The sequence below is a fragment of the Streptomyces sp. NPDC055400 genome, assembly GCF_053644375.1.
Window position 1 is genome coordinate 60230 of the sequence record NZ_JBSHLM010000021.1, and the last position, 24619, is coordinate 84848.

General features: G+C 71.1%; 18 protein-coding genes. All 18 read right to left on the bottom strand.

The genetic code is table 11. The features are described 5' to 3' along the window. Window positions 1-27: 27 nt before the first annotated feature. Window positions 28-1722 (bottom strand): proline--tRNA ligase, encoded by a 1695-nt coding sequence (locus ACWIGU_RS40510; protein ID WP_454406832.1) that lies wholly within the window; start codon window positions 1720-1722, stop codon window positions 28-30. 79 nt (window positions 1723-1801) lie between these two features. Next, complete coding sequence (locus ACWIGU_RS40515) at window positions 1802-2344, bottom strand: GNAT family N-acetyltransferase (protein WP_356282244.1); 543 nt, start codon at window positions 2342-2344, stop codon at window positions 1802-1804. A gap of 40 nt (window positions 2345-2384) precedes the next feature. Then, the gene (locus ACWIGU_RS40520; protein WP_454406833.1) at window positions 2385-3149 is read right to left on the bottom strand and encodes an ABC transporter ATP-binding protein; all 765 of its coding nucleotides are present in this window, start codon (window positions 3147-3149) and stop codon (window positions 2385-2387) included. After that, complete coding sequence (locus ACWIGU_RS40525; RefSeq protein WP_454406834.1) at window positions 3146-3943, bottom strand: ATP-binding cassette domain-containing protein; 798 nt, start codon at window positions 3941-3943, stop codon at window positions 3146-3148. The genes ACWIGU_RS40520 and ACWIGU_RS40525 overlap by 4 nt, the downstream gene beginning before the upstream one ends. Next, window positions 3940-4758, bottom strand: coding sequence for an ABC transporter permease (locus ACWIGU_RS40530; RefSeq protein ID WP_454406835.1), 819 nt, complete (start codon window positions 4756-4758; stop codon window positions 3940-3942). The genes ACWIGU_RS40525 and ACWIGU_RS40530 overlap by 4 nt, the downstream gene beginning before the upstream one ends. Beyond that, window positions 4755-5720, bottom strand: a complete 966-nt coding sequence (locus ACWIGU_RS40535) for an ABC transporter permease (RefSeq protein ID WP_454406836.1) — start codon at window positions 5718-5720, stop codon at window positions 4755-4757. The genes ACWIGU_RS40530 and ACWIGU_RS40535 overlap by 4 nt, the downstream gene beginning before the upstream one ends. After that, complete coding sequence (locus ACWIGU_RS40540) at window positions 5720-7240, bottom strand: ABC transporter substrate-binding protein (protein WP_454406837.1); 1521 nt, start codon at window positions 7238-7240, stop codon at window positions 5720-5722. The genes ACWIGU_RS40535 and ACWIGU_RS40540 overlap by 1 nt, the downstream gene beginning before the upstream one ends. Window positions 7241-7282: 42 nt before the next feature. Then, window positions 7283-7993, bottom strand: a complete 711-nt coding sequence (locus tag ACWIGU_RS40545; RefSeq protein ID WP_454406839.1) for a DUF1684 domain-containing protein — start codon at window positions 7991-7993, stop codon at window positions 7283-7285. A gap of 171 nt (window positions 7994-8164) precedes the next feature. Beyond that, window positions 8165-9013 (bottom strand): GNAT family N-acetyltransferase, encoded by an 849-nt coding sequence (locus ACWIGU_RS40550; protein WP_454406841.1) that lies wholly within the window; start codon window positions 9011-9013, stop codon window positions 8165-8167. A 250-nt stretch (window positions 9014-9263) separates the two neighbouring features. Then, entirely contained in the window at window positions 9264-10418 is a 1155-nt protein-coding gene (ispG, locus tag ACWIGU_RS40555; RefSeq protein WP_454406842.1) for a flavodoxin-dependent (E)-4-hydroxy-3-methylbut-2-enyl-diphosphate synthase, read from the bottom strand. Window positions 10419-10607: 189 nt separating this feature from the next. After that, window positions 10608-11912, bottom strand: a complete 1305-nt coding sequence (locus tag ACWIGU_RS40560; protein ID WP_454406843.1) for a M50 family metallopeptidase — start codon at window positions 11910-11912, stop codon at window positions 10608-10610. Next, on the bottom strand, window positions 11909-13183 hold the full coding sequence (dxr, locus tag ACWIGU_RS40565; RefSeq protein WP_454406844.1) for a 1-deoxy-D-xylulose-5-phosphate reductoisomerase: 1275 nt from the start codon (window positions 13181-13183) through the stop codon (window positions 11909-11911). The genes ACWIGU_RS40560 and dxr overlap by 4 nt, the downstream gene beginning before the upstream one ends. 88 nt (window positions 13184-13271) lie before the next feature. Further along, entirely contained in the window at window positions 13272-15971 is a 2700-nt protein-coding gene (secA, locus tag ACWIGU_RS40570) for a preprotein translocase subunit SecA (RefSeq protein WP_454406939.1), read from the bottom strand. Window positions 15972-16074: 103 nt separating this feature from the next. Then, entirely contained in the window at window positions 16075-16461 is a 387-nt protein-coding gene (locus ACWIGU_RS40575) for a hypothetical protein (protein WP_454406845.1), read from the bottom strand. A gap of 69 nt (window positions 16462-16530) precedes the next feature. Further along, on the bottom strand, window positions 16531-18471 hold the full coding sequence (locus ACWIGU_RS40580; RefSeq protein ID WP_454406846.1) for an acyl-CoA dehydrogenase family protein: 1941 nt from the start codon (window positions 18469-18471) through the stop codon (window positions 16531-16533). A 268-nt stretch (window positions 18472-18739) separates the two neighbouring features. Next, window positions 18740-20185: an aldehyde dehydrogenase family protein gene (locus tag ACWIGU_RS40585; protein WP_454406847.1), complete on the bottom strand. Its 1446-nt coding sequence runs from the start codon at window positions 20183-20185 to the stop codon at window positions 18740-18742. 171 nt (window positions 20186-20356) lie between these two features. Next, window positions 20357-22054, bottom strand: a complete 1698-nt coding sequence (locus ACWIGU_RS40590; RefSeq protein ID WP_454406848.1) for a PucR family transcriptional regulator — start codon at window positions 22052-22054, stop codon at window positions 20357-20359. A gap of 139 nt (window positions 22055-22193) precedes the next feature. Then, window positions 22194-24596: an ATP/GTP-binding protein gene (locus ACWIGU_RS40595; RefSeq protein ID WP_454406850.1), complete on the bottom strand. Its 2403-nt coding sequence runs from the start codon at window positions 24594-24596 to the stop codon at window positions 22194-22196. Between the last annotated feature and the right edge of the window lie 23 nt (window positions 24597-24619).

Consider the following 24619-nt stretch of genomic DNA (forward strand, 5'->3'; position numbering starts at 1 on the left):
AAGATTTCAGCCCGTCCGGCGATCTGACTACGCCGTGAGGCGCGCGATGGCCTCTTCGACCGTCACTTCCTCGCGCTCGCCCGTCTTGCGGTCCTTCAGTTCCACGATGCCCTCGGCCGAGCGGCGGCCGGCGACGAGGATCTGCGGGACGCCGATCAGTTCGGCGTCGGTGAACTTCACGCCCGGCGAGACACCGGCGCGGTCGTCGACCAGGACGCGGACGCCGGCGGCGCCCAGCTTCTGGGAGACGTCGAGCGCCAGCTCCGTCTGGAGGGCCTTGCCGGCGGCGACCACGTGGACGTCGGCCGGGGCGATCTCCTTGGGCCAGCACAGGCCCTTGTCGTCCGCGGTCTGCTCGGCGAGGGCGGCCACGGCGCGGGAGACGCCGATGCCGTACGAGCCCATGGTCACGCGGACCGGCTTGCCCTGGTTGCCGAGGACGTCGAGCTGGAAGGCGTCCGCGTACTTGCGGCCGAGCTGGAAGATGTGGCCGATCTCGATGGCGCGGTCGAGGCGCAGGCCGGTGCCGCACTTAGGGCAGGGGTCGCCCGCCTCGACCACGACGACGTCGAGGTAGTCGTCGACCTCGAAGTCGCGGCCCGCGACGACGTTCTTCGCGTGCTTGCCGGGCTTGTTGGCGCCGGTGATCCACGCGGTGCCGGCGGCGATGCGCGGGTCGGCGATGTAGCGGACCTTCTCCAGACCCTGCGGGCCCACGTAGCCGCGTACGAGGTCGTCGCGGCCCTCGAAGTCCTCGGCCGTGACGAGCTCCACGACGGCCGGGGAGAGGTGCTCGCCGAGCTTGCCGAGGTCCACCTCGCGGTCGCCGGGCACGCCCACGGCGACGATCTCGCCGTCGACCTTGACCAGGAGGTTCTTCAGGGTCTGTGAGGCCTCGACGCCGAGGTGGGCGGCGAGGGTCTCGATGGTCGGGGTATCGGGGGTGTCGAGCTCCTCGACGGCCGGGTGCTCGGCGCTCACGGGGGCCGGGGCGGCGAAGGTGACGGCCTCGGTGTTGGCGGCGTAGTCGCAGGCCGGGCAGTCGACGAAGGTGTCCTCGCCGGCCGGGGCCGGGGCGAGGAACTCCTCGGAGGCCGAGCCGCCCATCGCGCCGGAGACGGCGGAGACGATGCGGTGGTCGAGGCCGAGGCGCTCGAAGATCTTGATGTACGCCTCGCGGTGCAGGGCGTACGACTCGGCCAGGCCCTCGTCGCTGGTGTCGAAGGAGTACGAGTCCTTCATGAGGAACTCGCGGCCGCGCAGGATGCCGGCGCGCGGGCGGGCCTCGTCGCGGTACTTCGCCTGGATCTGGTAGAGGATCACGGGCAGGTCCTTGTAGGACGAGCACTGGTCCTTGACCAGCTGCGTGAAGATCTCCTCGTGGGTCGGGCCGAGGAGGTACTCCGCGCCCTTGCGGTCCTTGAGGCGGAACAGCTCGGGGCCGTACTCCTCCCAGCGTCCCGTCGCCTCGTAGGGCTCCTTGGGCAGCAGGGCCGGGAGCAGGACCTCCTGGCCGCCCATGTCGTCCATCTCCTCGCGGACCACGCGGGCGACGTTCTCGAGGACCTTCTTGCCCAGCGGCAGCCAGGACCAGATGCCGGCGGCCGTGCGGCGCACGTACCCGGCCCGGACGAGCAGCTTGTGGTTGAGCGTCTCGGCGTCGGCCGGGTCGTCACGCAGTGTCTTGACCATCAACCGGGACATGCGCTGGACCTGGGCCATGATTTTGACTCCTGCTGCGAAAGATAGGGATGTGCAGGAGGTTAGCCGGGTCCGTCCCGCGCCCGGAAATCGGCTGCCTTCAGCGGCGCAGCGGGAGCGGTGCGCCCATGACCGCGTAGGGCCGGGGAGCGCTGGGGAAGACGACCTGCCGGGCGAGGTCCTCGTAGCCGAGCGAGTGGTACAGGCCGCGGGCCGGGCTGTCGAAGTCGATGGCGGAAAGGATCGACCTGGGCTCGGCGGCGCTGTCCGTGATGGTCGTGATGAGGGAGCGGCCGATGCCGCGGTTCTGGTAGCGGGGATGGACGTGCAGCTCAGTGATCACGAAGGAGTCGTCGAGCCATCCGTCCAGCGAGCGCGAGCGCAGATAGGGCTCGACCACGGTGGACCACCAGTGGGCGCGGTCGTTCGGCATGCCGTACACGAAGCCGACGAGTCGGCCGCCCGGGGTGTGGGCGCCGAGGGCGCGCGCTCCGGGGTAGGTGAGGTGCCGCAGCACGATCTGGCGGCGCACGGCGATCTCGTCGTCGCTCAGGCCGAAGGCGTACGCCTGCACGGCCAGTGCCTCGTCCACGTGTTCCGCGAGGTCGAGAGGCCCGATGGTGACGACGTCGTCCTGGGTCATGACGGGGAGACTACAGGGCCGTCCGGCGGCGCTCAGCTGATCAAACGGGCAGCCTGGGAACGCTGTCGAGCAGCCGCCGTGTGTAGGGGTGTTCGGGCGATCCGAGCACGTCACGGGTCTGGCCCTGCTCGACGACGCGTCCGCGTTCGAGTACGGCGGTCCGTTCGCACAGGGCGGCCACCACGGACAGGTCGTGGGAGACCATGACGATGGTCAGGCCCCGATCCTGCTTGAGTTCGCCGAGCAGGTCGACGACCTTGACGCGGGTGGTGACGTCGAGCGCGCTGACGGGTTCGTCGGCGAGCAGGACGCGTGGGTCGCACACGGTGGCCCGGGCGATGGCGATGCGCTGGCGCTGGCCGCCGGAGAACTCGTGCGGGTAGCGCGCCGCCGCGTCCGCCGGGAGTCCGACCTGTTCGAGCGCCTCGGCGACCTTCGCGTGCACGGCGGCGCCGGTGGCCACGCCGAGCGAGCGCAGCGGCTCCGCGACGATGCGGCTGACGCGCTGGCGCGGGTCGAGGGAGGCGTACGGGTCCTGGAAGACGCACTGCACGGAGCGGCGGAAGCGCCGCATCTGCGCGCGGTCGCCGAGCTTCAGCGGGTCCTCGTCGAAGCGGACGGTTCCGGTGGTGGGGCGGGCGAGGCCGAGGAGCAGGCGGAGCAGGGTCGTCTTGCCGGCCCCTGACTCGCCGACGAGCGCGAGGCTGTGGCCCGCGTCGACGGTGAGGGAGACGTCCTCGACGACCGGCGCCGCGGCCCCCCGGTAGGTGTGTCCGACCGAGTCGAGTTCGAGTACTGCGGTCATCGGGGCCCTCCCAGGTCCAGGGCGGATTCGAGCTTCCGCGCGCTGTCGACGAGCGCCTTCGTGTACGCCTGCCGTGGCGCGCGCACCAGGTCGCGTACCGTCCCGTCCTCGACCGCGCGCCCGTCCTTCATCACCAGGACGCGGTCGGTGACGCGTGAGACGACGGCCAGGTCGTGGCTGACGAAGAGGACGGCCATGCCGCGCTCGCCGACGAGGGTGTCGATCAGGACGAGCATCTCGGACTGCACGGTGACGTCGAGGGCGGTGGTCGGCTCGTCGGCGATGAGCACGTCCGGGTCGCAGGCGAGCGCCATGGCGAGGGCCACGCGCTGGCGCTGGCCGCCGGAGATCTCGTGCGGGAACGCGCGGGCGATGCGCCCGGGTTCGGGCAGTCTGACCTGTTCGAGGGCTTCGGCGACGGCCTTGCGGAGCGCGTCGCCCTTGAGGCCGCGGTGGCGCAGCGGTTCGGCGAGCTGTCTGCCCACGCGCATCAGCGGGTCGAGCGCCGTCAGCGGCTCCTGGAAGACGATCGCGGCGGCGCTGCCGCGGACGCCGACGAGCCGCTTCTCGCTCGCGCCGACGATCTGGGTGCCGTCGAGTTCGACGCTGCCCGTGGCGGTCATCCCGTCGGGGAGCAGGCCGAGCACGGCGAGGGTGGTGAGTGACTTGCCGGACCCCGACTCGCCGATGAGGCCGAGCCGTTCGCCCCGGTCGAGGGAGAAGCTGAGGCCGGAGACGAGGTCGCGGCCGTCGCCGGTGCGGATGGTGAGGTCGCGTACGTCGAGCAGGCTCATGCCGCCGTCCTCCTGCGCCGGGCCGGGTCGAAGGTGTCGCGCAGGCCGTCGGCGACGAGGTTGACGCCGATGACGAGCAGGACGAGGAGGATGCCGGGCGCGAGCGCTCCCGCCGGCGCGGTCGTGAACGTCGCCTGGGCCTCCTGGAGCATGCGTCCCCATGAGGCGTTGGGCGGCGGGGCGCCGAGGCCGAGGTAGGACAGGCTCGCCTCGGCGAGGACGGCGAGGCCGAACTGGAGCGCCAGGTTGACCACGAGCGTCGGCCAGATGTTGGGCAGGACGTGCGCGCCGACGATCCGCGGCCAGGAGCTGCCGGAGGTGCGGGACGCGGTGATGTAGTCCTGCGCCAGGACCCGTTTGACCAGGATACGGGTCAGCCGGGCGACGATCGCGCTCTGCGCGATTCCGATCGCGAGGACGGCCGAGGTGAGGGTCGCCGAGCGGGCGGAGACGATCAGCATGGCGAGCAGCAGCGTGGGGAACGCGATGAGGATGTCGAGCAGGGCCGAGACGGTGTCGTCGAACCAGCCCTGCGCGAACGCGGCCATGAGGCCGAGCGTGATGCCCACGACGGCCGCGATCACGACGGAGCCGAGCCCGGCCGCGATCGCGATCCTGGACCCGGTGATGAGCTGCGTCAGCAGGTCGCGGCCGAGTTTGTCGGTGCCTATCAGGTGTCCGTCGCCGGGGCCGGCGAGCCGTCCGCCGGAGGTGTCCGAGGGGTCGTACGGCAGCCAGAAGAGGGAGACGAGCGCGATGAGGGCGATGAGTCCGGCGAGGACGCACCCCGTCCACAGGGTCGCGGAACGCTTCATCGGGCGCCTCCCGAGAGCCGGTGGCGTAGCCGTGGGTCGACGATCCGCTGCACGAGGTCGGCGGCGAAGCCGATGAGCAGCACGGCGAGGGTGGAGACGAACAGGACGCCCTGGATGACGGGGTAGTCGTGCTGGGCGATGCCGGTGGCGAGCAGGGAGCCGAGCCCCGGCAGCGCGAACACGGACTCGACGACGACCGCGCCGAGCAGGGTCGACGCCAGTTCGATGCCGAGGATCGAGATGACCGGCACGGAGGCGTTGCGCAGTCCGTGTCGCCACATGGCCCCTCCGAAGGAGGAGCCGAGGGCGCGCGAGGTGCGCAGGAAGTCGCTGTCGAGGACGTCGAGCGTCGCCGATCTGACGTAGCGGATCAGGGACGCCGACATGACCAGGGCGATGGTGACGACGGGGAGCACGAGGGAGCGGATCGCCTGTGCGGGGTCGGACCAGCCGTCCGGCGGGAAGCCGCCGGACGGCAGCCAGCCCGCGTTGAGCGCGAACACGGCGATGAGGATCATGCCGAGCCAGAACACCGGGACGGCGATGCCCAGTTGGGACACTCCGCTGAGCAGGGCGCCGTACCAGGTCCGGCGCCTGTACGCGGCGACGAAGCCGGCCGGGACCGCGATCAGCACGGCGAGCACGAACGCGGACAGGGTCAGCGGCACGGTGACGCTCAGGCGCTGGGTGACCTCGGGTCCGACGGGCAGCGAGCTGACGAAGGACGTGCCGAGGTCGCCGGTCGCGAGCTGCCCTATCCAGTGGGTGAACTGCTCGGGCAGCGGTTTGTCGGAGCCTATGGAGTGCCGCGCCGCCGCGATCTGCTCCGGCGAGGCGCCCACGGAGGTGAGCGCGTTCGCCGGGTCGCCGGGCAGCATCCTCAGGAGTACGAAAAGGACGACGCTCGCGAGGGCCAGGGAGACGACGAGGAAGGCGAGGCGGCGCAGGAGATAGCCGGTCATCAGCCCTTCTTGATGTCGTACGCGAAGAACTGCGAGTTCAGGCCGTTGACCGGGTAGCCGGACAGCTTGCTGCTCGCCACCACGATCTGCGGGTACAGGTACAGCCAGTCGCTGGCGGCGTCCTCGGCGGTCTTGCGGTTGACCTTCTTGAGGAGGTCGGTCTGCGCTTGCGTCGACGACGCCTTCTCGGCGTCCTCGACCCACTTGGTGACCTGCTTGTCGTCGTAGCCCCAGTAGAAGTCGGGGTTGCCGTACCAGACGAGGTCGCGGTCGTTCACGTGCTCCTGGAGCGTGGCCGAGAAGTCGTGGTTCTTGTAGACCTTCGTGTACCACTCGTCGGGCGTGATCGTGTTGATCTTGACGGTGATGCCGACCTTGGCGAGCTGCGACTTGATGAAGGTGGCGGCCGTCGGGTGCGGGTCGTAGTTCGGGGTGTCCAGCGTGAAGCTGAAGCCCTTGGCGTAACCGGCTTCCTTGAGCAGCTTCTTGGCCTCGGCCGGGTCGTAGGCGTTGACCTTGGTCAGGTCCTCGTACCAGGGGTCGGTGGGCGGCACCATCGACCCGATCTCCTTGCCGTAGCCGCCCCAGACGGACTCGAGGAGCTTCTTGTCGTCGATCGCGGACGAGACGGCCTTGCGGACCTTGACGTCCGTGAAGGGCTTGGCCTTGTCGTTGAAGGCGAGCAGGAGCTTGGTCGTCGAGTTGCCGTCGTTGACCTTGTAGTTCTGGTTGGACTTGAACTGGTCGAGGGCGTCGGGCGACTGCTCGCTGGTGACGACGTCCACGGCGTTCGTCAGGAGCGCGTTGTTTAGCGCGGTCGCGTCCTTGTAGTAGTGGAGGACGACCTGCTTGTTCGTGGCGGCGGTGCCCCAGTAGCCGGAGAAGCGGTCGAGGCTGAGCGCGGAACCGCGCGTCCACTTGCCCAGCTTGTACGGGCCCGTGCCGTCCTCGGCCGTCTTCAGGTTCTTCGCCTGGTCGTTGATGATCCAGACGTAGGACAGGTTGTAGACGAAGGAGATCGACTTCTGCTTCAGCGTGACTTTCACGGTCTTCGCGTCGGGGGTGTCGACCGACTTGATGACCTCAAGGTTGCTCTTGCGCGCGGACTGCGAGTCCGGCGCGATCACCTTCTCCAGGCTGTACTTGACGTCCTTGCCGGTCAGCGCCTTGCCGCTGTGGAACTTCACGCCGTCGCGCAGGGTGAAGGTGTAGGTGAGCCCGTCGCCGGAGACCTTGTAGTCCTTGGCGAGGAGGTTCTCGACCTTGCCGTCGTCGGTGAGCTTGAACAGGCCCTCGTAGACATTGCCGTTGAGCGCCTCGGTGACGCCCTGGCCGCCGCCCCCGGTGTTGTCCAGGTTCTGCGGCTCGTACAGGGAGCCGATGTTGACCGTGGCGTTCTTGTCGTACGCGCCACTGCCGCCGTTGCTGTTGTTGTCACCGGAGCCACCGCACGCGGCGAGCGTCACGGCGAGGGCGACGGTGAGCACACCGGCGGACAGGGGCTTCTTGGGGAGGTTCATGGAGGCTGCCTTCGTGTGGGCGCGGGAGGGGCGCGCGGGAGATCAGTGCTGGTCGGCGAAGCCGGCGCGGAAGACCGGGAGCTTCTCGCCGGCTTCCACCGGCAGATGGAAGCGGTTCTGCCGCGGCGGCATCGGACAGTTGTACTGATCGGAGAACCCGCAGGGCGGGACGAACGCGCGGTTGAAGTCGAGCCGCACCCGCCCCTCACCGGTGTGCTCGACGAAGAGGAACCGGCCCGCGCCGTAGGTGGCCGCCCCGTTGGTCGGGTCGCCGAAGACGAGCAGCAGCGTGCCGTCGTCGTCGAAGGCGCTGAGCGTGTAGTCGGTGCCGTCGACGGTGAGCGCGATGTCGCCGGGGACGGCGAGGTCGCGGGTGCCGCCGTTGTCCCGGATGTGCTCGAAGGCGACGCGGCGGCCGTCCTCGACGGGGGTGTACGTGGCGTCCAGGACCCAGGCCGGGTCGAACGGGAACGCGTCGGTGCGCTCGAAGTTCTGGATCGCGGGGGACTCGGCGTCCCAGAACCGCAGCGCGTACTCGGGCTCGCCGGTCACCAGGTCGGTGCGCTCGACGGTGGTGACGGTCACACTGTCGCGCTGTCCGGCGCGGGCCGCCGTGAGGTCGGGGCGCTCGCCCGCGGGCAACCAGCGGGTCTCGACGAGGGCGAGGTTCCCGGTGGGACCGGTGACGGAGCGGTGCCGCCCGGCACGCCACTCCTCCCAGGCCTGGGAGGGGGCACTGGCACGGTCGGACATGGCGGCACTCATTCGCGTAGAAACTCGTCAGCATCCACACCGGTGCGCACGGAGGTTGTTCACACTGTGTGAAGCTTGAACCAAAGGAGCTTCTTTATCTTCCATAAGGGTCACTAATGTCAAATGGCGCCAGAAATGTGAGACAGGTGCCACACGGAGCGCGCGAGCGCCTCAGAACAGGACGCTCATGAACGCGCCGACTTCCTCGAATCCGACCCGGCGGTACGCGGCCCGCGCCGGGGTGTTGAAGTCGTTCACGTACAGGCTGACCAGCGGCGCGAAATCCGCGAGCGCATAGCGCAGGACCGCCGCCATGCCCGGGGCGGCGAGGCCGCGGCCGCGGTGTTCGGGGGCGATCCACACGCCCTGGATCTGGCAGGCCCGCGTCGTCGCGGCGCCGATCTCCGCCTTGAAGATCACCTTGCCGTGCTCGTCGAGCCGGGCGAACGCGCGCCCCGAGCCGACCAGCTCGGCCACCCGTGCCTGGTACAGCAGGCCCCCGTCACCGGCCAGCGGCGAGACGCCGACCTCCTCAGTGAACATCGCCACGCACGCCGGCATGATCGTCTCCATCTCGTCCTTGCGGACGCGGCGGACGTACGGATCGGGGGCGATGTCGTCGGGGAGCCGGTCGGTGACCATGAGGGGCTGCTGGGCGCGTACGTCTCTGGCCGGGCCCCAGTTCGGTTCGAGCAGCCGCCACAGCTGGGCGGTGGGCTCGGCGGGGCCGACGATGGAGGAGCAGCGGCGCCCGGCCCGGCGGGCGCGGTCGGCGAACCCGCGCACGGCCCTCGGGGTGGCACAGATCGGGACCAGGTTCGCGCCCGCGTAGCAGAGGGACTCGAGCATCCCGTCCTCGTACCAGCCCCACATCTCGCCGCCCAGGCGCCACGGGTCGAGGCCCGCGACCTGGACGCGGGACGCGACGAAGGCATTGGCAACCGGCTCGCGGTCGAGCACGGCGAGCGCGGCGTCGAGGTCACTCGGTTCGAGGACCCGGGTGGTGGTCTGAGTCAACAACGGGGCGGCTCCATCACTCCTTGCGGGCAACGACAACCCGTCGAACACCCTGCTAGCTTCGCCGCGTGCTCGCTCGCGAGCACCGGTCAGGGCTTGACCGTCGCGTCACGGCGAGAAGCCCCGCGGGGCGGAGTCACACGGTCTGCCGATCTCCGTACTTTAGCCGGAGAATCTGAGCAGCACACCGCGCGCAAGGGACCCGGGCGCCACCTCCGGAGGGGCACCCGGGTCCCTTGCGCCACGTTGTGCGTCAGCTGACGGAGACCTCGGGCTCACCGCTCATCACGCCGTCCCGTTCCATCTGCTCGGCGATCTTCAGCGCCTCTTCGATGAGGGTCTCGACGATCTTCGACTCGGGGACGGTCTTGATGACCTCGCCCTTCACGAAGATCTGGCCCTTGCCGTTGCCCGACGCGACGCCGAGGTCGGCCTCGCGGGCCTCGCCCGGTCCGTTCACCACGCAGCCCATGACGGCGACGCGCAGCGGGACCTCCATGCCGTCGAGGCCCGCGGTGACCTCTTCGGCGAGCTTGTAGACGTCGACCTGGGCGCGGCCGCAGGACGGGCAGGAGACGATCTCCAGGCGGCGCGGCTTGAGGTTGAGCGACTCCAGGATCTGGTTGCCCACCTTGATCTCCTCGACCGGCGGGGCCGAGAGGGAGACGCGGATGGTGTCGCCGATGCCCTCGGAGAGCAGCGCGCCGAAGGCGACGGCGGACTTGATGGTGCCCTGGAACGCCGGGCCCGCCTCGGTGACGCCGAGGTGCAGCGGGTAGTCGCACTGGGCGGCGAGCTGGCGGTAGGCGTTCACCATCACGACCGGGTCGTTGTGCTTGACCGAGATCTTGATGTCGCGGAAGCCGTGCTCCTCGAAGAGGGACGCCTCCCACAGGGCGGACTCGACGAGCGCCTCGGGGGTGGCCTTGCCGTACTTCTTCAGGAGCCGGGCGTCGAGCGAGCCCGCGTTCACGCCGATGCGGATCGGGGTGCCGTGGTCCTTGGCCGCCTGCGCGATCTCCTTGACCTTGTCGTCGAACTGCTTGATGTTGCCCGGGTTCACCCGGACCGCGGCGCAGCCCGCCTCGATGGCGGCGAAGACGTACTTCGGCTGGAAGTGGATGTCCGCGATGACGGGGATCTGCGACTTCCTCGCGATCGTCGCGAGCGCGTCGGCGTCGTCCTGCGTGGGGCACGCCACACGGACGATCTGGCAGCCGGACGCGGTGAGCTCGGCGATCTGCTGCAGCGTGGCGCCGATGTCGGACGTACGGGTCGTCGTCATGGACTGCACCGACACCGGTGCGTCTCCGCCGACCGCCACGGTGCCGACCTGGATCTGCCGGCTCCTGCGGCGCTCGGCGAGCTTGGTCGGAACGGACGGCATGCCGAGAGAAATCGCAGTCATCTGCTGTGCAACCCCAAGGTGTGGAATCGAGACCCGAGAAGAAGACACGGATCGGGGTCCCGTGGTGAGCGGGCTCCAGGCTTCGAGATTACGGCACCGGCCCGGCGCCGAGCACATCACGTCCGGAAGTCCACCCAAAGGTGGGCGGCCGGGCACAGAGCATGCCCGGCCACCATGAACGGCCGGTTACTAGGTGATTTTGACCGGGTTGACGACGTCCGCGATCAGTACGAGGACGGTGAAGCAGACGAAGATTCCGGCCACGACGTAGGCGACCGGCATCAGCTTCGCCACGTCGAACGGGCCGGGGTCGGGCCGCTTGAAGACCTTCGCCACATTCCGTCGCAGCGACTCCCACAGGGCGCCGGCGATGTGCCCGCCGTCCAGGGGCAGCAGCGGCAGCATGTTGAAGAGGAACAGCGACAGGTTGAACCCCGCGACGAGCATCAGGGCCATGCCGAGCTGCTGGGTCGCCGGGATGTCCAGGTTGAAGATCTCCCCGCCGACGCGGGCCGCGCCGACCACGCCCATCGGCGAGTCCGGCTCACGCGGGCCGTCCCCGAAGGCGGCGTCCCACAGGGCCGGGATCTTGCCGGGCAGGGCGGCGAGCGAGTGCACGGCGTCGCCGACCCGGTCTCCCATCCAGGTCACGGAGTCGCCGAAGTCCTGGCGCACGACACCGGTCGAGGCGCTGAAGCCGAGGAATCCGGCGTTGATGTACTCGCCCTGGACGATCTGGCCGCTGCCGTCCTTCTTCGCCACCTGGTTGGTGGCGATCTTGGCATGCAGGACCTTCTCCTGGCCGTCGCGCTGGACGACGATGTCGACCGTCCTGCCGGGGTTGGCGCGGATCTCGTCGGAGAGGGTGTTCCACTTGTCGGTCTTCACGCCGTTGAACGAGACGATCTTGTCCTTGGCCCGCAGTCCGGCCGCGGCGGCCGGGGAGGCGGGGTCGGACTTCTTGCACGTGTCGCGGTTCTCGCTCTGCTTGACCACGCACTGCTGGACCGAGCTGACCGTGGTGGTCTGCTGCGTGATGCCGAAGCCCATCAGGACGGTGAAGAACAGGCCGACCGCGAGGATCAGGTTCATGAAGGGGCCCGCGAACATCACGATGACCCTCTTCCACGGCTTGCGCGTGTAGAAGAGGCGCGTCTCGTCGCCGGGCTTGAGCTCCTCGAAGGCCGCCGCCCGGGCGTCCTCGACCATGCTGCGGAACGGGGAGGTGGAGCGGGACTGGATCTTCCCGTCCGGGCCGGGCGGGAACATGCCGATCATGCGGATGTAGCCGCCCAGCGGGATCGCCTTGACGCCGTACTCCGTGTCGCCCTTCTTGCGCGACCAGACGGTCGGGCCGAAGCCGACCATGTACTGCGGCACGCGGATCTTGAAGAGCTTCGCGGTCGAGAGATGTCCCAGCTCGTGCCAGGCGATCGAGACGAGCAGCCCGATCGCGAAGACGACTATGCCGAGGATCATCATCAGGGTCGTCATGCACGAGCCTCCGCGGTCGATGTCGCCTGTGCCGTCAGTTCACGGGTCCGGGCGCGTGCCCAGGTTTCCGCTTCGAGGACGTCCGCGACGGTCAGGGAGGTTCCCGCCGTCGCTGCCGAAGGCGCGCCGTGTTCCCCGACGACCTTCGTAACGGTGTCCATGATGCCGTTGAACGGCAGCGCGCCGTTCAGGAACGCGTCCACGCACTCCTCGTTTGCGGCATTGAACACTGCCGGGGCCGTCCCCGCGAGCTTGCCCACGTGCCGGGCGAGCCCGACCGAGGGGAAGGCCTCGGTGTCGAGGGGGAAGAACTCCCAGCTCGACGCCTTCGTCCAGTCGAACGCGGGCGCCGCGTCGGGGATCCGCTGGGGCCAGCCCAGGCCGATGGCGATGGGTCCGCGCATGTCGGGCGGCGTGGCCTGGGCGAGGGTAGAGCCGTCCGTGAACTCGACCATGGAGTGCACGTAGGACTGCGGGTGCACGACGACCTCGATGCGCTCGAACGGGATGTCGTAGAGGAGGTGCGCCTCGATCACCTCCAGGCCCTTGTTGACGAGGGTCGCGGAGTTGACGGTGATGACCGGGCCCATCGCCCAGGTCGGGTGCGCGAGCGCGTCCTCGGGTGTGACGTGTGCGAGGTCCGCCTTCGTCCGTCCCCGGAAGGGGCCGCCGGACGCGGTGACGACGAGCTTGCGGACGTCCGCGCGCTTGCCGGCCGCGAGGGCCTGGAAGAGCGCCGCGTGCTCGGAGTCGACCGGGATGATCTGACCCGGCTTCGCGAGCGCCTTGACGAGGGGGCCGCCGACGATGAGCGACTCCTTGTTGGCGAGGGCGAGGGTGCGCCCTGCCTCCAGGGCAGCGAGCGTCGGGGCGAGGCCGATGGATCCGGTGATGCCGTTGAGCACCGTGTGGCAGGGGGAGGCGGCGAGCTGGGTGGCCGCGTCGGGTCCGGCAAGGATCTCGGGGAACGGCTCGCCGTCGGCGTACTGCGCGCTCAGGGCCTCGCGCAGGGCGGGCACGACGTCCTCGCGGGCGACCGCGACGGTCCGTACGCGCAACTGCCTGGCCTGTTCGGCGAGCAGGCCGACCCGGCCGCCCGCGGCGGACAGCGCCGTGACCGTGAAGCGGTCGGGGTTGCGCAGCACCAGGTCGATGGCCTGGGTGCCGATCGAGCCCGTGGAGCCGAGGATGACGACGTCCCGCGGGCCGTCCGTGCCGGAGGGGTCGTAGACGAGGTGCGGGTCCGCGAGGGGGGATGCGCTGTCGCTCATGCCTCCCATTGTGGCGTGGCCGCCGGGCGCCTCGGACAGCGCGTCCCCCGGCGGTTCGTCATCGCCTGCGCCGGCGGCGGCCCTTCGCTCAGGCGGACGGCCGCGGGGAGGGTCCGGGCGGCTCCGCGTCGCGCGGTGCGTCCTGGTCGGGGGCGGCGTTGAAGCGGCCTTCCTGTCTGCCCCCGGCGGTGTCCAGGGTGGGCGCGCTGAAGTGGAGACGGTCGGGGCGCCGGGCCGCGTCGAGGGCGTCGGAGGGCGGCACGTCGGCATTGGTAGCGAGGTTGAAGACGTAGCCGACCGACTCCTCTTTGATGGCGTCCATCATGGCCGCGAACAGGTCGAACCCCTCGCGTTCGTACTCGAAGATCGGCTCGCGGCCCAGGGTGTAGCGCAGGCCGATGCCGTCGCGGAGGTAGTCCATCTCGTAGAGGTGTTCGCGCCATTTGCGGTCGAGGACGGCGAGGACGACGAGGCGTTCCAGGTCGCGCAGGGCGTCGGCGCCGAGCTCGCTCTCGCGCTCCTCGTAGCGGGCGTGGATGTCCTCGGTGACGGCGTCGACGAGGAGGCCGGCGGTCAGCTCGGCGCGTCCGCCGGCCGCCTCGTCGAGCTCGCCGACGGTGATGCCGCACGGGTAGAGCTCGCGGAAGGCGGCCCAGAGCACGTCGAGGTCCCACTCCTCCGGGTAGCCCTCGGCGGTTTCATGGGTGATGTACGCCTCGACGGTGTCGTCCATGAAGCGGAGGATCTGGGCGCGCAGGTCCTCGCCCTCCAGGACGCGGCGGCGTTCGCGGTAGATGAGGGTGCGCTGCCGGTTGAGTACCTCGTCGAACTTGAGGACGTCCTTGCGGGACTCGAAGTGCTGCTGCTCGACCTGGGACTGGGCGGAGGCGATGGCGCGGGTGACCATCTTGTTCTCGATGGGCACGGACGCCGGGACGTTCGCCATGGCCATGACCCGGTCGACGGCCTGGGCGCGGAACAGGCGCATCAGGTCGTCCTCCAGGGACAGGTAGAAGCGGGACGACCCGGGGTCTCCCTGGCGTCCCGAGCGGCCACGCAGCTGGTTGTCGATGCGCCGGGACTCGTGCCGTTCGGTGCCGAGGACGTAGAGCCCGCCGAGCTTCTTCACCTCGTCGTGCTCGGCGGCGGCGGACGCGGCGACGCGCTCCTCGACGGCGCGGCGCCGGTCGGGGTCGTCGTCCTCGGCGGGGCCGCGTTCTTCCAGTGCGGCTGCGGTCATCGCCTCGGGGTTGCCACCCAGCATGATGTCGGTGCCGCGGCCCGCCATGTTGGTGGCGACGGTGACGGCGCCCTTGCGGCCCGCCTGGGCGACGATCTGGGCCTCGCGGCGGTGGTTCTTGGCGTTGAGCACCTCGTGCCGGATGCCGTGCCTGCGGAGCTGTTCGGACAGGAGCTCGGACTTCTCCACGGAGGTGGTGCCCACGAGGACGGGCTGGCCGGCGGCGTGCTTCTCGGCGATGTCCTCGACGATCGCGTCGAACTTGGCGCTCTCGGTGCGGTAGATCAGGTCGGGGTCGTCGCGGCGGACCATCGGCCGGTTGGTGGGGATGGGCACGACGTGCAGCTTGTAGATCTGGTGGAACTCGGCGGCCTCGGTCATGGCCGTGCCGGTCATGCCGCCGAGCTTGGCGTAGAGGCGGAAGAAGTTCTGCAGGGTGATCGTGGCGAGCGTCTGGTTCTCGTCCTTGATGTCCACCCCTTCCTTGGCCTCGATGGCCTGGTGCAGGCCCTCGTTGTAGCGGCGGCCCATGAGGATGCGGCCGGTGTGCTCGTCGACGATGAGGACCTCGCCGTCGATGACGACGTAGTCCTTGTCGTTCCTGTAGTGCTCCTTGGCCTTGAGCGCGTTGTTCAGGTGCCCGATGAGCGGGGTGTGGGCCGCCTCGTAGAAGTTCTCGATGCCGAGCTGGTCCTCCAGGTAGGCGACCCCACGGTCCAGGATCGCCACGGTCCGCTTCTTCAGGTCGTACTCGTAGTCGTACGTGGCCCGCAGCTCGGCGAGCCGGTCCTTGTCGGCCTGGGTGGTGAAATGCTCGTCCTGGACCGGGACGCCCTTCATGTTCCTGACCAGTCCCGCGAAGACGCCGTACCAGTGGGTGGGCTGGTCGGCCGGGCCGGAGATGATCAGCGGTGTGCGGGCCTCGTCGATGAGGATCGAGTCCGCCTCGTCGACGATCGCGAAGTGGTGGCCGCGCTGTACCAGTTCGTCCTTCGACCACGCCATGTTGTCGCGCAGGTAGTCGAAGCCGAACTCGGTGTTGGTGCCGTACGTGATGTCGCAGGCGTACGCGGCGCGCCGGGCGGCCGGGTCCATGTCGGTCCTGACGACGCCGACGGTGAGGCCCATGAACCGGTAGGCCCGGCCCATCCAGGCGGCGTCGCGCTCGGCGAGGTAGTCGTTGACGGTGACGAGGTGGACGCCCTTCCCGGCCAGCGCGTTGAGGTAGACGGGCAGGGTCGCGGCCAGGGTCTTGCCCTCGCCGGTCTGCATCTCGGCGATGTTGCCGAGGTGGAGCGCGGCGCCGCCCATCACCTGTACGTCGAAGTGGCGCATGCCGAGCGTGCGGCGCGCGGCCTCGCGGATCGCGGCGAAGGCCTCGGGCATGAGGTCGTCGAGGCTCTCACCCTCGGTCAGGCGCTGCCGGAACTCGGCGGTGAGGGCCTGGAGCTCGGCGTCGGTGAGCGCGACGAAGTCTTCCTCGACCGAGTTGACCTGGTCGGCGATGCGCTGGAGCTTGTGCAGGATCCTGCCTTCGCCTGCGCGCATGATCCTGGAGGTGATGCGGTCGAATCCGGTACTCGGCACAGGAGCCTCCCCCCTGTACCCAATGTCCGCCTCGTCGCCCTTTGAGGCAAGGAGGCGGGACCGTTCACTGCCCGGTCATGGACCGGATGTAGTGACTGAGGTCGGCGCCGAGGACGCCGCGCACGTAGAGGATCGCGCCGGCCGGCCCGATGGGGAGCGAGAGCGCGAGGACGGCGAAGATCATCGGCCAGGGCTCAAGGACGCAGGTGTCGGAGATGCTGACGTCGTAGCTCCTGCGGATCTCCTCGAACAGGAGCGGGTCGTCGCAGCCGGCGCCGTGTTCGCCGCCGGACGCGAGGAGGACGCCCGACGGGAGCAGGAGCCGGGCCAGGACGTACAGCCACGGCAGCGCGGCGAGGACGAGCAGCCAGAAGCCGCGGGTGCGCGTCTTCAGCGCGTGGTCGCGGAACCGTCGTTCCAGGTCGTTGCGGTACGTGCGCTCGTCACGCATGGCTGCCGTCTCCCCCGGGGCCTTTGGGACTTGCGGTGAGCAAGATACCCGCGGGCCCCGGGGCGCGGTTCAGCGGATGGGACGGCGGACGTTCTCCCGCTTCGAGGGGCCGGGGGTCGCGTCCGCGATCCACGCGCCGTCGCCGCTGGGGTCGATGACGCCCTCCTCCAGCCAGGTGTAGGAACCGCCGAGGACGCCCTTGGTGACCTTGCGGTCCAGTCCGTCGGTGTTGTGCCACAGGCGCCCGAAGAGCTCGTCGACGCGGACGCGGGACTGGCTGCAGAACACGTCGGCGAGCTGGTAGGCCTCGCGGCCGTGTTCGCCGCTGCCGCGCAGGTGCTCGGCCCGTACGCAGGCCGCGCTCATCGCGAAGAGTTCGGCGCCGATGTCGACGATCCGGCCGAGGAAGGCCTGCTTGGTCTCCATCTTTCCCTGCCAGCGGGACATGGCGTAGAAGGTGGAGCGGGCCAGCTTGCGCGCCGAGCGCTCCGCGTAGCGCAGATGGCCGGAGAGGTCGGCGTGGCCCGCGGGGTGGAACTCGCTGTAGGAGTTGGGGAGTTGGCCGGGTCCGGCGACGAGTTTCGGCAGCCAGCGCGCGTAGAAGCCGCCGGCCTTCGCGCCCGCCTTCGCCTTGTCGGACAGGGACTTGTCGGGGTCGATCAGGTCACCGGCGACGGACAGGTGCGCGTCCACGGCCTCGCGGGCGATGAGGAGGTGCATGATCTCCGTCGAGCCCTCGAAGATGCGGTTGATGCGCAGATCGCGCAGGAGCTGCTCGGCGGGGACGGCGCGTTCGCCGCGCGCGGCGAGCGACTCGGCGGTCTCGAAGCCGCGGCCGCCGCGGATCTGGACCAGCTCGTCCGCCATCAGACAGCCCATCTCGGAGCCGAAGAGCTTGGCGAGGGCGGCCTCGATGCGGATGTCGTTGCGGTCCTCGTCGGCCATCTGCGAGGACAGGTCGACGACGGCTTCGAGCGCGAAGGTCGTCGCCGCGATGAACGAGATCTTCTGGCCGACCGCCTCGTGGAACGCGACCGGCTTGCCCCACTGCTCGCGGGCGCCGGACCACTCGCGGGCGATCTTCAGGCACCACTTGCCCGCGCCCACGCACATCGCGGGCAGCGAGAGCCGGCCCGTGTTGAGGGTGGTGAGGGCGATCTTGAGGCCGGCACCCTCGGGGCCGATGCGGTTCGCGGCCGGGACCCTGACCTGGTGGAAGCGGGTCACGCCGTTCTCCAGGCCGCGCAGGCCCATGAAGGCGTTGCGGTTCTCGACCGTGATCCCTTCGGAGCCGGCCTCCACGACGAAGGCCGTGATGCCGCCCTTGCGCCCCTCCGCCTTCGGCACCCGTGCCATGACGACGAGCAGATCGGCGACGACGCCGTTCGTCGTCCACAGCTTCACGCCGTCGAGGATGTACGAGTCCCCGTCGGGCACCGCGGTCGTGGCGAGGCGCGCCGGGTCCGAGCCGACGTCGGGTTCGGTCAGCAGGAACGCGGTGATGTCGGTGCTGGCGCAGCGCGGCAGGAAGGTGTCCTTCTGCTCCTGCGTCCCGAAGATCTTCAGCGGCTGCGGCACACCGATGGACTGGTGGGCCGACAGGAGGGCGCCGATCGCGGGGTTCACGGAGCCGACCAGGGCGAGGGCCTTGTTGTAGTAGACCTGCGTGAGGCCGAGGCCGCCGTACTTGGTGTCGATCTTCATACCGAGGGCGCCGAGCTCCTTGAGCCCGTTGATCACCTCGTCGGGGATCTGCGCCTCGCGCTCGATGCGGGCCGGGTCGATGCGTGTCTCGCAGAAGTCGCGCAGCTTGGCGAGGAACTCCTCGCCGCGCCGGACGTCTTCGCCCGCCGGCTGGGGATGCGGGTGGATCAGGTCCAGCCTGAAGCGCCCGAGGAAGAGCTCCTTGGCGAAGCTCGGCTTGCGCCAGCCCTGTTCGCGCGCGGCCTCGGCGACCTGCCGGGCCTCGCGTTCCGATACGGATGGCTTCTGGGAAGTTGGGGCCGCCATGGGGGCTCACCTCGACGCGAGTAGGGGCCGTTCGGCATCGGCTACCGACGGGTGCTACTCGGTCGTATGTACCCGAAAACAGGCAACCCGACCACCCCTCGCGCACCGATCGGGTCATCAGTACCGGCATTCGGGGGACAAGGGTCCGGCGGGCCCGCCGTCAAATGGCGGGCCACGGGAACGCGGACGGCCGGAGCCCCCGCACAGTGGGCTCCGGCCGTCCATGGCCGGCGTACGGATCAGGCGTACGCCGGGGTCTTGCCGGGTCCTACAGGGCGAGGCCCGTCAGGACGAGGACGCGCTCGTACGTGTAGTCGTCCATCGCGTAGCGCACGCCCTCGCGGCCCACGCCGGACTGCTTGGCGCCGCCGTACGGCATCTGGTCCGCGCGGTAGGACGGGACGTCGCCGATGACCACGCCGCCGACCTCGAGGGCGCGGTGGGCGCGGAAGGCGGTCTGCAGGTCGTGCGTGAACACGCCCGCCTGGAGGCCGTACTTGGAGTCGTTGACCGCGGCGAAGGCCTCGGCCTCGCCGTCGACCTTCTTCACCGTGAGGACCGGTCCGAAGACCTCCTCGCAGGAGATCGTCACGTCGGCCGGCACGTCGGCGAGGACGGTCGGGGCGTACGTGGCGCCCTCGCGCTTGCCGCCCGCGAGCAGCGAGGCGCCCGCGGCGACGGCCTCGTCGACCCAGGACTCCACGCGCTTGGCGGCGTCCTCGCTGACCAGCGGGCCGACGTCGGTGGCGTCGTCCGCGGGGTCACCGGTGACCTGCGCCTCGACCGCTGCGACGATCTTCGGCAGGAGCCGCTCGTACAGGGAGGCGTCGGCGATGACGCGCTGCACGGAGATGCAGGACTGGCCGCCCTGGTAGTTGGAGAAGGTGGCGATGCGGGTCGCCGCCCAGTCCAGGTCCTCGTCCGAGGCCCAGTCACCGAGGACGACGGCCGCGCCGTTGCCGCCGAGCTCCAGCGTGCAGTGCTTGCGCGGCACGCTGTCCATGATCGCGTAGCCGACGGGGCCCGAGCCGGTGAAGGAGATGACCGGCAGGCGCTCGTCCTGGACCAGGGCGGGCATGCGGTCGTTCGGGACCGTGAGGACGGACCAGGAGCCGGCCGGGAGCTCGGTCTCGGCGAGCAGCTCGCCGAGGATCAGCGAGGAGATCGGCGTGGCCGGGGCCGGCTTCAGGATGATCGGGGCACCGACGGCGATGGCCGGGGCGACCTTGTGGGCGCTGAGGTTCAGCGGGAAGTTGAACGGCGCGATGCCGAGGACCACGCCGTGCGGAATGCGGCGGGTCAGGGCGAGCCGGCCGGTGCCGCCCGCGTCGGTGTCGAGGCGCTGGGCCTCGCCGCCGTTGAAGCGGCGGGCCTCCTCGGCGGAGAAGCGGAAGACGGAGACGGCACGGCCGACCTCACCGCGCGCCCACTTGATGGGCTTGCCGTTCTCGGCGGAGATCAGCTGGGCGATCTCCTCGGTGCGCTCGGTCAGCCGGTCGGCCACGTGGTTGAGGGCCTTGGCCCGTACGTGGGCGGGGGTGGCGGCGAACTCGTCGCGGACGGCGTACGCGGCGGCGACGGCCTCCTCGACCTGCGCGTCCGTGGGCACGCTGACCTTGCCGACCAGCCGACCGTCGTAGGAGTTGGTGACGTCGAAGGTGGCGTCACCGGTGGCCTCGCGGCCCGCGAGCCAGAAGGCGTGAGTGGCGGTCATAGTCGGTCCCGGCCCTTCCGCAGTGGGTGTGTACTGGGGGTCTTTCCGGACCAACGGTAGGCGGGCGGAGGCGGAGCCGTGTTTGTCCGACCTGTCGGAGTCCGCGAGTGCGGCGCGCCGCTTTGGCAGAGGCGGGCGCGGGTCTGCTCCTGAAGGGCGGGCCCGGCGGGCCTATTCGCCGCCCGCGGCCGTCGCCTTGAGGGCCAGCCACAGCTCCATGCGCACGTCCGGATCGTCCAGCGAGCGGCCGAGGATCTCCTCGACGCGCCGCATCCGGTAACGCAGGGTGTGCCGGTGCACACCGAGGTCGGCGGCGGCCGCGTCCCACTGGCCGTGCCGCGAGAGCCAGGCGCGCAGCGACGCCACGAGGTCGCCGCGGCCGGTCGCGTCGTGGTCCTTCAGGGCCCGCAGGAGACCGTCGGCGAAGGCGCGTACGGCGTCGTCGGCGAGCAGCGGCAGGACGGAGCCCGCCGCGACCTCCTCGTGCTCGACGAGGGCGCGCCCGCGCCGCCGGGCGACGGAGAGGGCCTGTTCGGCCTGCTTGTAGGCGGTCGCGGCGGCGATCGGCCCGGCCGGTGCGGACAGGCCCACCACGAGTTCGTCGTCCTCGCCCGCGCAGCCCTGCTCGCGCTGCGTCAGGCGGGCCGTCTCCAGGGCCTCGGCGTACTGGGTGCAGGCGCCCGTCGCCGCCCCGCCGTCGGCGGCGAGCAGCACGAGCCGGTCACCGTCGGGCACCACGAGGACGGCCTCCCCGGAGCGGGCCGCGGCGGCCTCCACGACGTCGGCGAGCCCGGTGAGCGGGTCCCCACAGGCGCCGACGGCCGCCGCCCCCGTGCCCGGCGCGGGCCGCTCCGGCTTGTCGAGGGCCACGCGCGCGTGCCCGTCGGCGTGCGCGCGGCCCGCCGACGCGGACGCGACCTCGGCGACGATCATCCGGAAGGGCGCGTCGAGCAGCCCTCCGTACAGGTCACCGGCGACGGTCCTGGCGTGCTCGGGCTCCCCCGCGAGCAGCATCCGCAGGACCGCCGCGCCGATCCGCTGCTCGGCCGCGTGCAGCGAGCGGGAGCGCTCGGTGGTGAGGGTGAGCAGGGCGATCGCGGAGTGCAGCGCGTAACGCTCGGCGGTGCCGAGGGCCGCGGCGGTGCCCACGGCGAGGGCGGCGCGGGGCCTGCGTCCGGTGCCGAGGGAGTGCAGTTCTACGCGGTCCTCGTCCCCGCCGCCGTGCTGTTCGCTGCCGCCGACGACGGCGCTGGCCGGGGCGGGCCGCTCGCGCAGCCGCTCGACGTCGCCGACCAGCCGGGCCGCCCGGCGCCCGGCCCACTCCGGCGCGGCCGCGACCACGGCGCCCGAGGCGTCGTACAGCGCGGCCCAGCCGTCGACCTGGCCGGCGAGCGCGCCGAGCAGCCCCTCGGGCCCGCCGCTCAGCGCCTGCTTGGTCAGCTCGCGCTGGGCGGCGAACCCGGCGGTGACGGCGCGGTACTGGTCGGCGGCGATGGCGGCGGAGACGGCCTTGCTGATGGCGATGAAGGGGGTGCGGCGCGGCACTTCGAGGAGCGGGAACTCCTCCTCGCGCGCCGCGTCGACGAGCGCCCGCGGGACGGCGTCGTAGTTGACGCCGACGGCGAAGCCGAGCCCGACGACTCCGGCGCCCGCGAGCCGCTTCACATAGCGGCGCATCGTCTCCGGGTCCTCCGCGTCCAGCTTGAGCGCGGTGAACAGGAGCAGTTCGCCGCCCTCCATGTACGGCACGGGGTCGGCGAGCTCACTGACGTGGGCCCAGCGCACAGCGGTGTCCAGCCGTTCCTCCCCGGCGCGCACGGTCAGCTTGAGCGCGGAGTGATGGACGAGGGAGGCGAGCGTGGGCGGCATGAGGCCTTCAGGTGTGCGACAGGTGATGCTCGGGTGAGGGGTGGATCCCGTGGATCTTTTGGCCGGTACGTATGAACGACCAGTGTCGATTCTGCCTCACCGTACGTACGTCTGCGGCCTCCCCGCACACCGGACCGCCTCAGTCGCGCAGGTCCACCAGGAGCGGGGGCGCGTGCTCGCCCCGCACCGTCGTCACGGACAGGACGGCGTGGCCGGGCGGCACGGCGTGCGCCAGGTCGGAGGCGGACCAGCGCTCGCGCTCGACCTTGCGGACCGTGACGGCGTCGGTGGTGACGGCCTTGCCGGTGACGAACTTGCGCAGCGAGTGCAGGGCGCGGGTCATCGGCTGGTCGGCGAAGACGGTGTGACGGGCGACCTCCGTCGTCTCCACCCACTCGGTGCCCCAGGCCTCGGCGAACCGCCGCCCGTCCCATGTCGTGACCCCCGCGAACGCCATCCGGCAGCCGGCCGCCGCGTACAGCGGTCCCTGCAGCGGCTCGGGCACCTCGCCGATCGTGCGCAGGCCGAGCACGACGCCCGCGTTCAGCGACCGCAGCCGCTGCACGGCGCGCACGCTCTCGGCGGTCAGGGTGCGGGCCGCGTCGTCGAGGACCAGGCAGGCGAAGTGCTGCCGGCTCGCGCCGCCGCGTGCGACGTACGAGAACTGGGCGAGCAGCAGTCGGGCGAGGAGCCGCGACGCCTCCTCGTGGCCCTGCTCGGGCAGGTCGACGCGGACGCTGACCGGATGGTGGGCGACGGCCCGCAGCGAGAAGGGGCGGCCCTCGCCGCTGGTGTCGAAGAACTCGGCGAAGGCGGGGCGGTCGAGCACCGCGAGCCGGTCGGCGAGCGCGGGCCCAGGGTCGCCGGCCGTGCCCGACTGCCGCATCCGGGCGTCGAGTTCGCGGCGCATGGCGGCGTTCCCTTCCGCCAGGTCCGCCTTGAGAGCGGCGAGGGCGGCGGGCTCCCCTTCGAGCAGTTCGCGCAGCACGGGGACGGAGGGGAAGCGGCCGTGGGCGCTGCGGTAGGGGCCGAGCAGCTGGGCGAGCGCGGTCGCCGCGCGCCGGGTGTCGACGGCTTCGAGGTCGCCGACCAGTCCCTCGGCGAGGAAGGCGGCCGCCTCGTCCGGGTCGGTGCAGCTCGCGTAGAGGTCCAGGTCGTACGCCGATGCCGGGTCGCCGGGCCTGACGACGACGTCGTACGCGTCGTCGGGTCCGAGGTCCGTGCCCGCCGCGCAGACGGCGACGACGGCGGCCCGCCCGGTGAGGGACTGCAGGGTGAGCGCCTCGACGACAGGGCGCATGAGGCGGCCGGTCTTGCCGGACCCGGAGGGGCCGACGGCCAGCAGCGACGTGCCGAGCAGGGCGGGTTCGAGGGCGGCGTAGGCGCCGCGGACCGGGTACGGGTTGCGCTTGTCCTTGGCGTAGCGGCCGATCCTGACCTGGCCGACGAGCAGGTCGTGGGCGGCGCTGCGGGCGGGCAGGTCGCGCCGCCCCGAGGGGTGGGCCCAGGCGGCGGCGCCGTGGCGGGCGACGGTGGCGGCGAACGAGTCGCGGGCGGCCGGTCCGGTGGCGGCCTGCCAGACATGGCTGACGCGGGCGCAGTCGACGTCGTTCATGCGCCCGCCGAGCAGTTCGGCGGAGAGCAGGTCGGCCGCCTCGTCCTGTCCCGCGGCGCGCAGCGCGGGCCAGTGCGCCCGGCCGGTCTCCGCGGCGGGCGGGGGCGGGGGCGTGGGCCTGCGGGGCGGACGGGCGGGGGTCGTGCCGCGGCGGGCGGAGCGCAGCGCCCCCCACCAGCCGCCGAGCCGGGCGAAGGGCCACAGCACGGCGACCGTGATCACGGTGTAGATGACGTCGGTGACGATCGCGGAGGTGAACACGTCGTAGCCGCCCGCGACGAGCGCCACCAGGGAGAGGACCGGATTGACGACGGGCAGCGGCCGCCAGTCCAGGCCGAGGGAGCCCGGCCACACGAAGACGAGGACCGCGACGGCGCCGAACGAGGCGATCAGAGCGCGGGACGGCTGCGGTCGGCGCACCACGAAGTGCCGGATCGCCTCCGGCCAGGCGCCGAGCCGGCCTACGGCGTAGACGAGCGCGCCGAAGACCAGTCCGTCGTAGACCGCGAGGGCGTCGTTGCCCTGCCACTGCTTGGGCTGGGCGCTGCCGCCCCACCACCAGTCGCCCGGCGTGAACAGCCTCAGCAGGGCCCACTGGTAGGGGATGCTGCCGTGCCGCCACAGCGACCAGAACAGCAGGCCGAGCACGGTCGAGACAACGAGTCCGAGGACGCGCCTGCGCCGGTCGCCCTCGAGGTCCGGCTCGGGCGCCGGCGGCCGGTACCCGAACCGCCAGATGCCGGGCGCCGTCTCGGGCCGGGGGGTGGCCAGCCAGTCGGCGACGGACGCGGCGCGGGCGGCGGGCGGCTGCCGGGGCATCGGCGGGGCCAGGGCGGCGGGCGCTGCGGCCGCAGGCTGGGCGGGGCGCGGCACCGGTGTGGGGGCCCGCTGTCCCTCGCGTGCCTCGTGCGTTCCCTCGGTGTCCATCTGCCCGTGCCCCCTGACCTGCC

Bases quoted from the DNA above. Each gene is read 5' to 3' on its own strand.
- ACWIGU_RS40580 (WP_454406846.1), bottom strand. From the start codon at position 18,471: ATGGCGGCCCCAACTTCCCAGAAGCCATCCGTATCGGAACGCGAGGCC.
- ACWIGU_RS40540 (WP_454406837.1), bottom strand. From the start codon at position 7,240: ATGAACCTCCCCAAGAAGCCCCTGTCCGCCGGTGTGCTCACCGTCGCC.
- ACWIGU_RS40585 (WP_454406847.1), bottom strand. From the start codon at position 20,185: ATGACCGCCACTCACGCCTTCTGGCTCGCGGGCCGCGAGGCCACCGGT.
- ACWIGU_RS40545 (WP_454406839.1), bottom strand. From the start codon at position 7,993: ATGTCCGACCGTGCCAGTGCCCCCTCCCAGGCCTGGGAGGAGTGGCGT.
- ACWIGU_RS40520 (WP_454406833.1), bottom strand. From the start codon at position 3,149: ATGACCGCAGTACTCGAACTCGACTCGGTCGGACACACCTACCGGGGG.
- ACWIGU_RS40575 (WP_454406845.1), bottom strand. From the start codon at position 16,461: ATGCGTGACGAGCGCACGTACCGCAACGACCTGGAACGACGGTTCCGC.
- ACWIGU_RS40525 (WP_454406834.1), bottom strand. From the start codon at position 3,943: ATGAGCCTGCTCGACGTACGCGACCTCACCATCCGCACCGGCGACGGC.
- ACWIGU_RS40515 (WP_356282244.1), bottom strand. From the start codon at position 2,344: ATGACCCAGGACGACGTCGTCACCATCGGGCCTCTCGACCTCGCGGAA.
- secA (WP_454406939.1), bottom strand. From the start codon at position 15,971: ATGCGCGCAGGCGAAGGCAGGATCCTGCACAAGCTCCAGCGCATCGCC.
- dxr (WP_454406844.1), bottom strand. From the start codon at position 13,183: ATGAGCGACAGCGCATCCCCCCTCGCGGACCCGCACCTCGTCTACGAC.
- ACWIGU_RS40590 (WP_454406848.1), bottom strand. From the start codon at position 22,054: ATGCCGCCCACGCTCGCCTCCCTCGTCCATCACTCCGCGCTCAAGCTG.
- ispG (WP_454406842.1), bottom strand. From the start codon at position 10,418: ATGACTGCGATTTCTCTCGGCATGCCGTCCGTTCCGACCAAGCTCGCC.
- ACWIGU_RS40530 (WP_454406835.1), bottom strand. From the start codon at position 4,758: ATGAAGCGTTCCGCGACCCTGTGGACGGGGTGCGTCCTCGCCGGACTC.
- ACWIGU_RS40595 (WP_454406850.1), bottom strand. From the start codon at position 24,596: ATGGACACCGAGGGAACGCACGAGGCACGCGAGGGACAGCGGGCCCCC.
- ACWIGU_RS40560 (WP_454406843.1), bottom strand. From the start codon at position 11,912: ATGACGACCCTGATGATGATCCTCGGCATAGTCGTCTTCGCGATCGGG.
- ACWIGU_RS40510 (WP_454406832.1), bottom strand. From the start codon at position 1,722: ATGGCCCAGGTCCAGCGCATGTCCCGGTTGATGGTCAAGACACTGCGT.
- ACWIGU_RS40535 (WP_454406836.1), bottom strand. From the start codon at position 5,720: ATGACCGGCTATCTCCTGCGCCGCCTCGCCTTCCTCGTCGTCTCCCTG.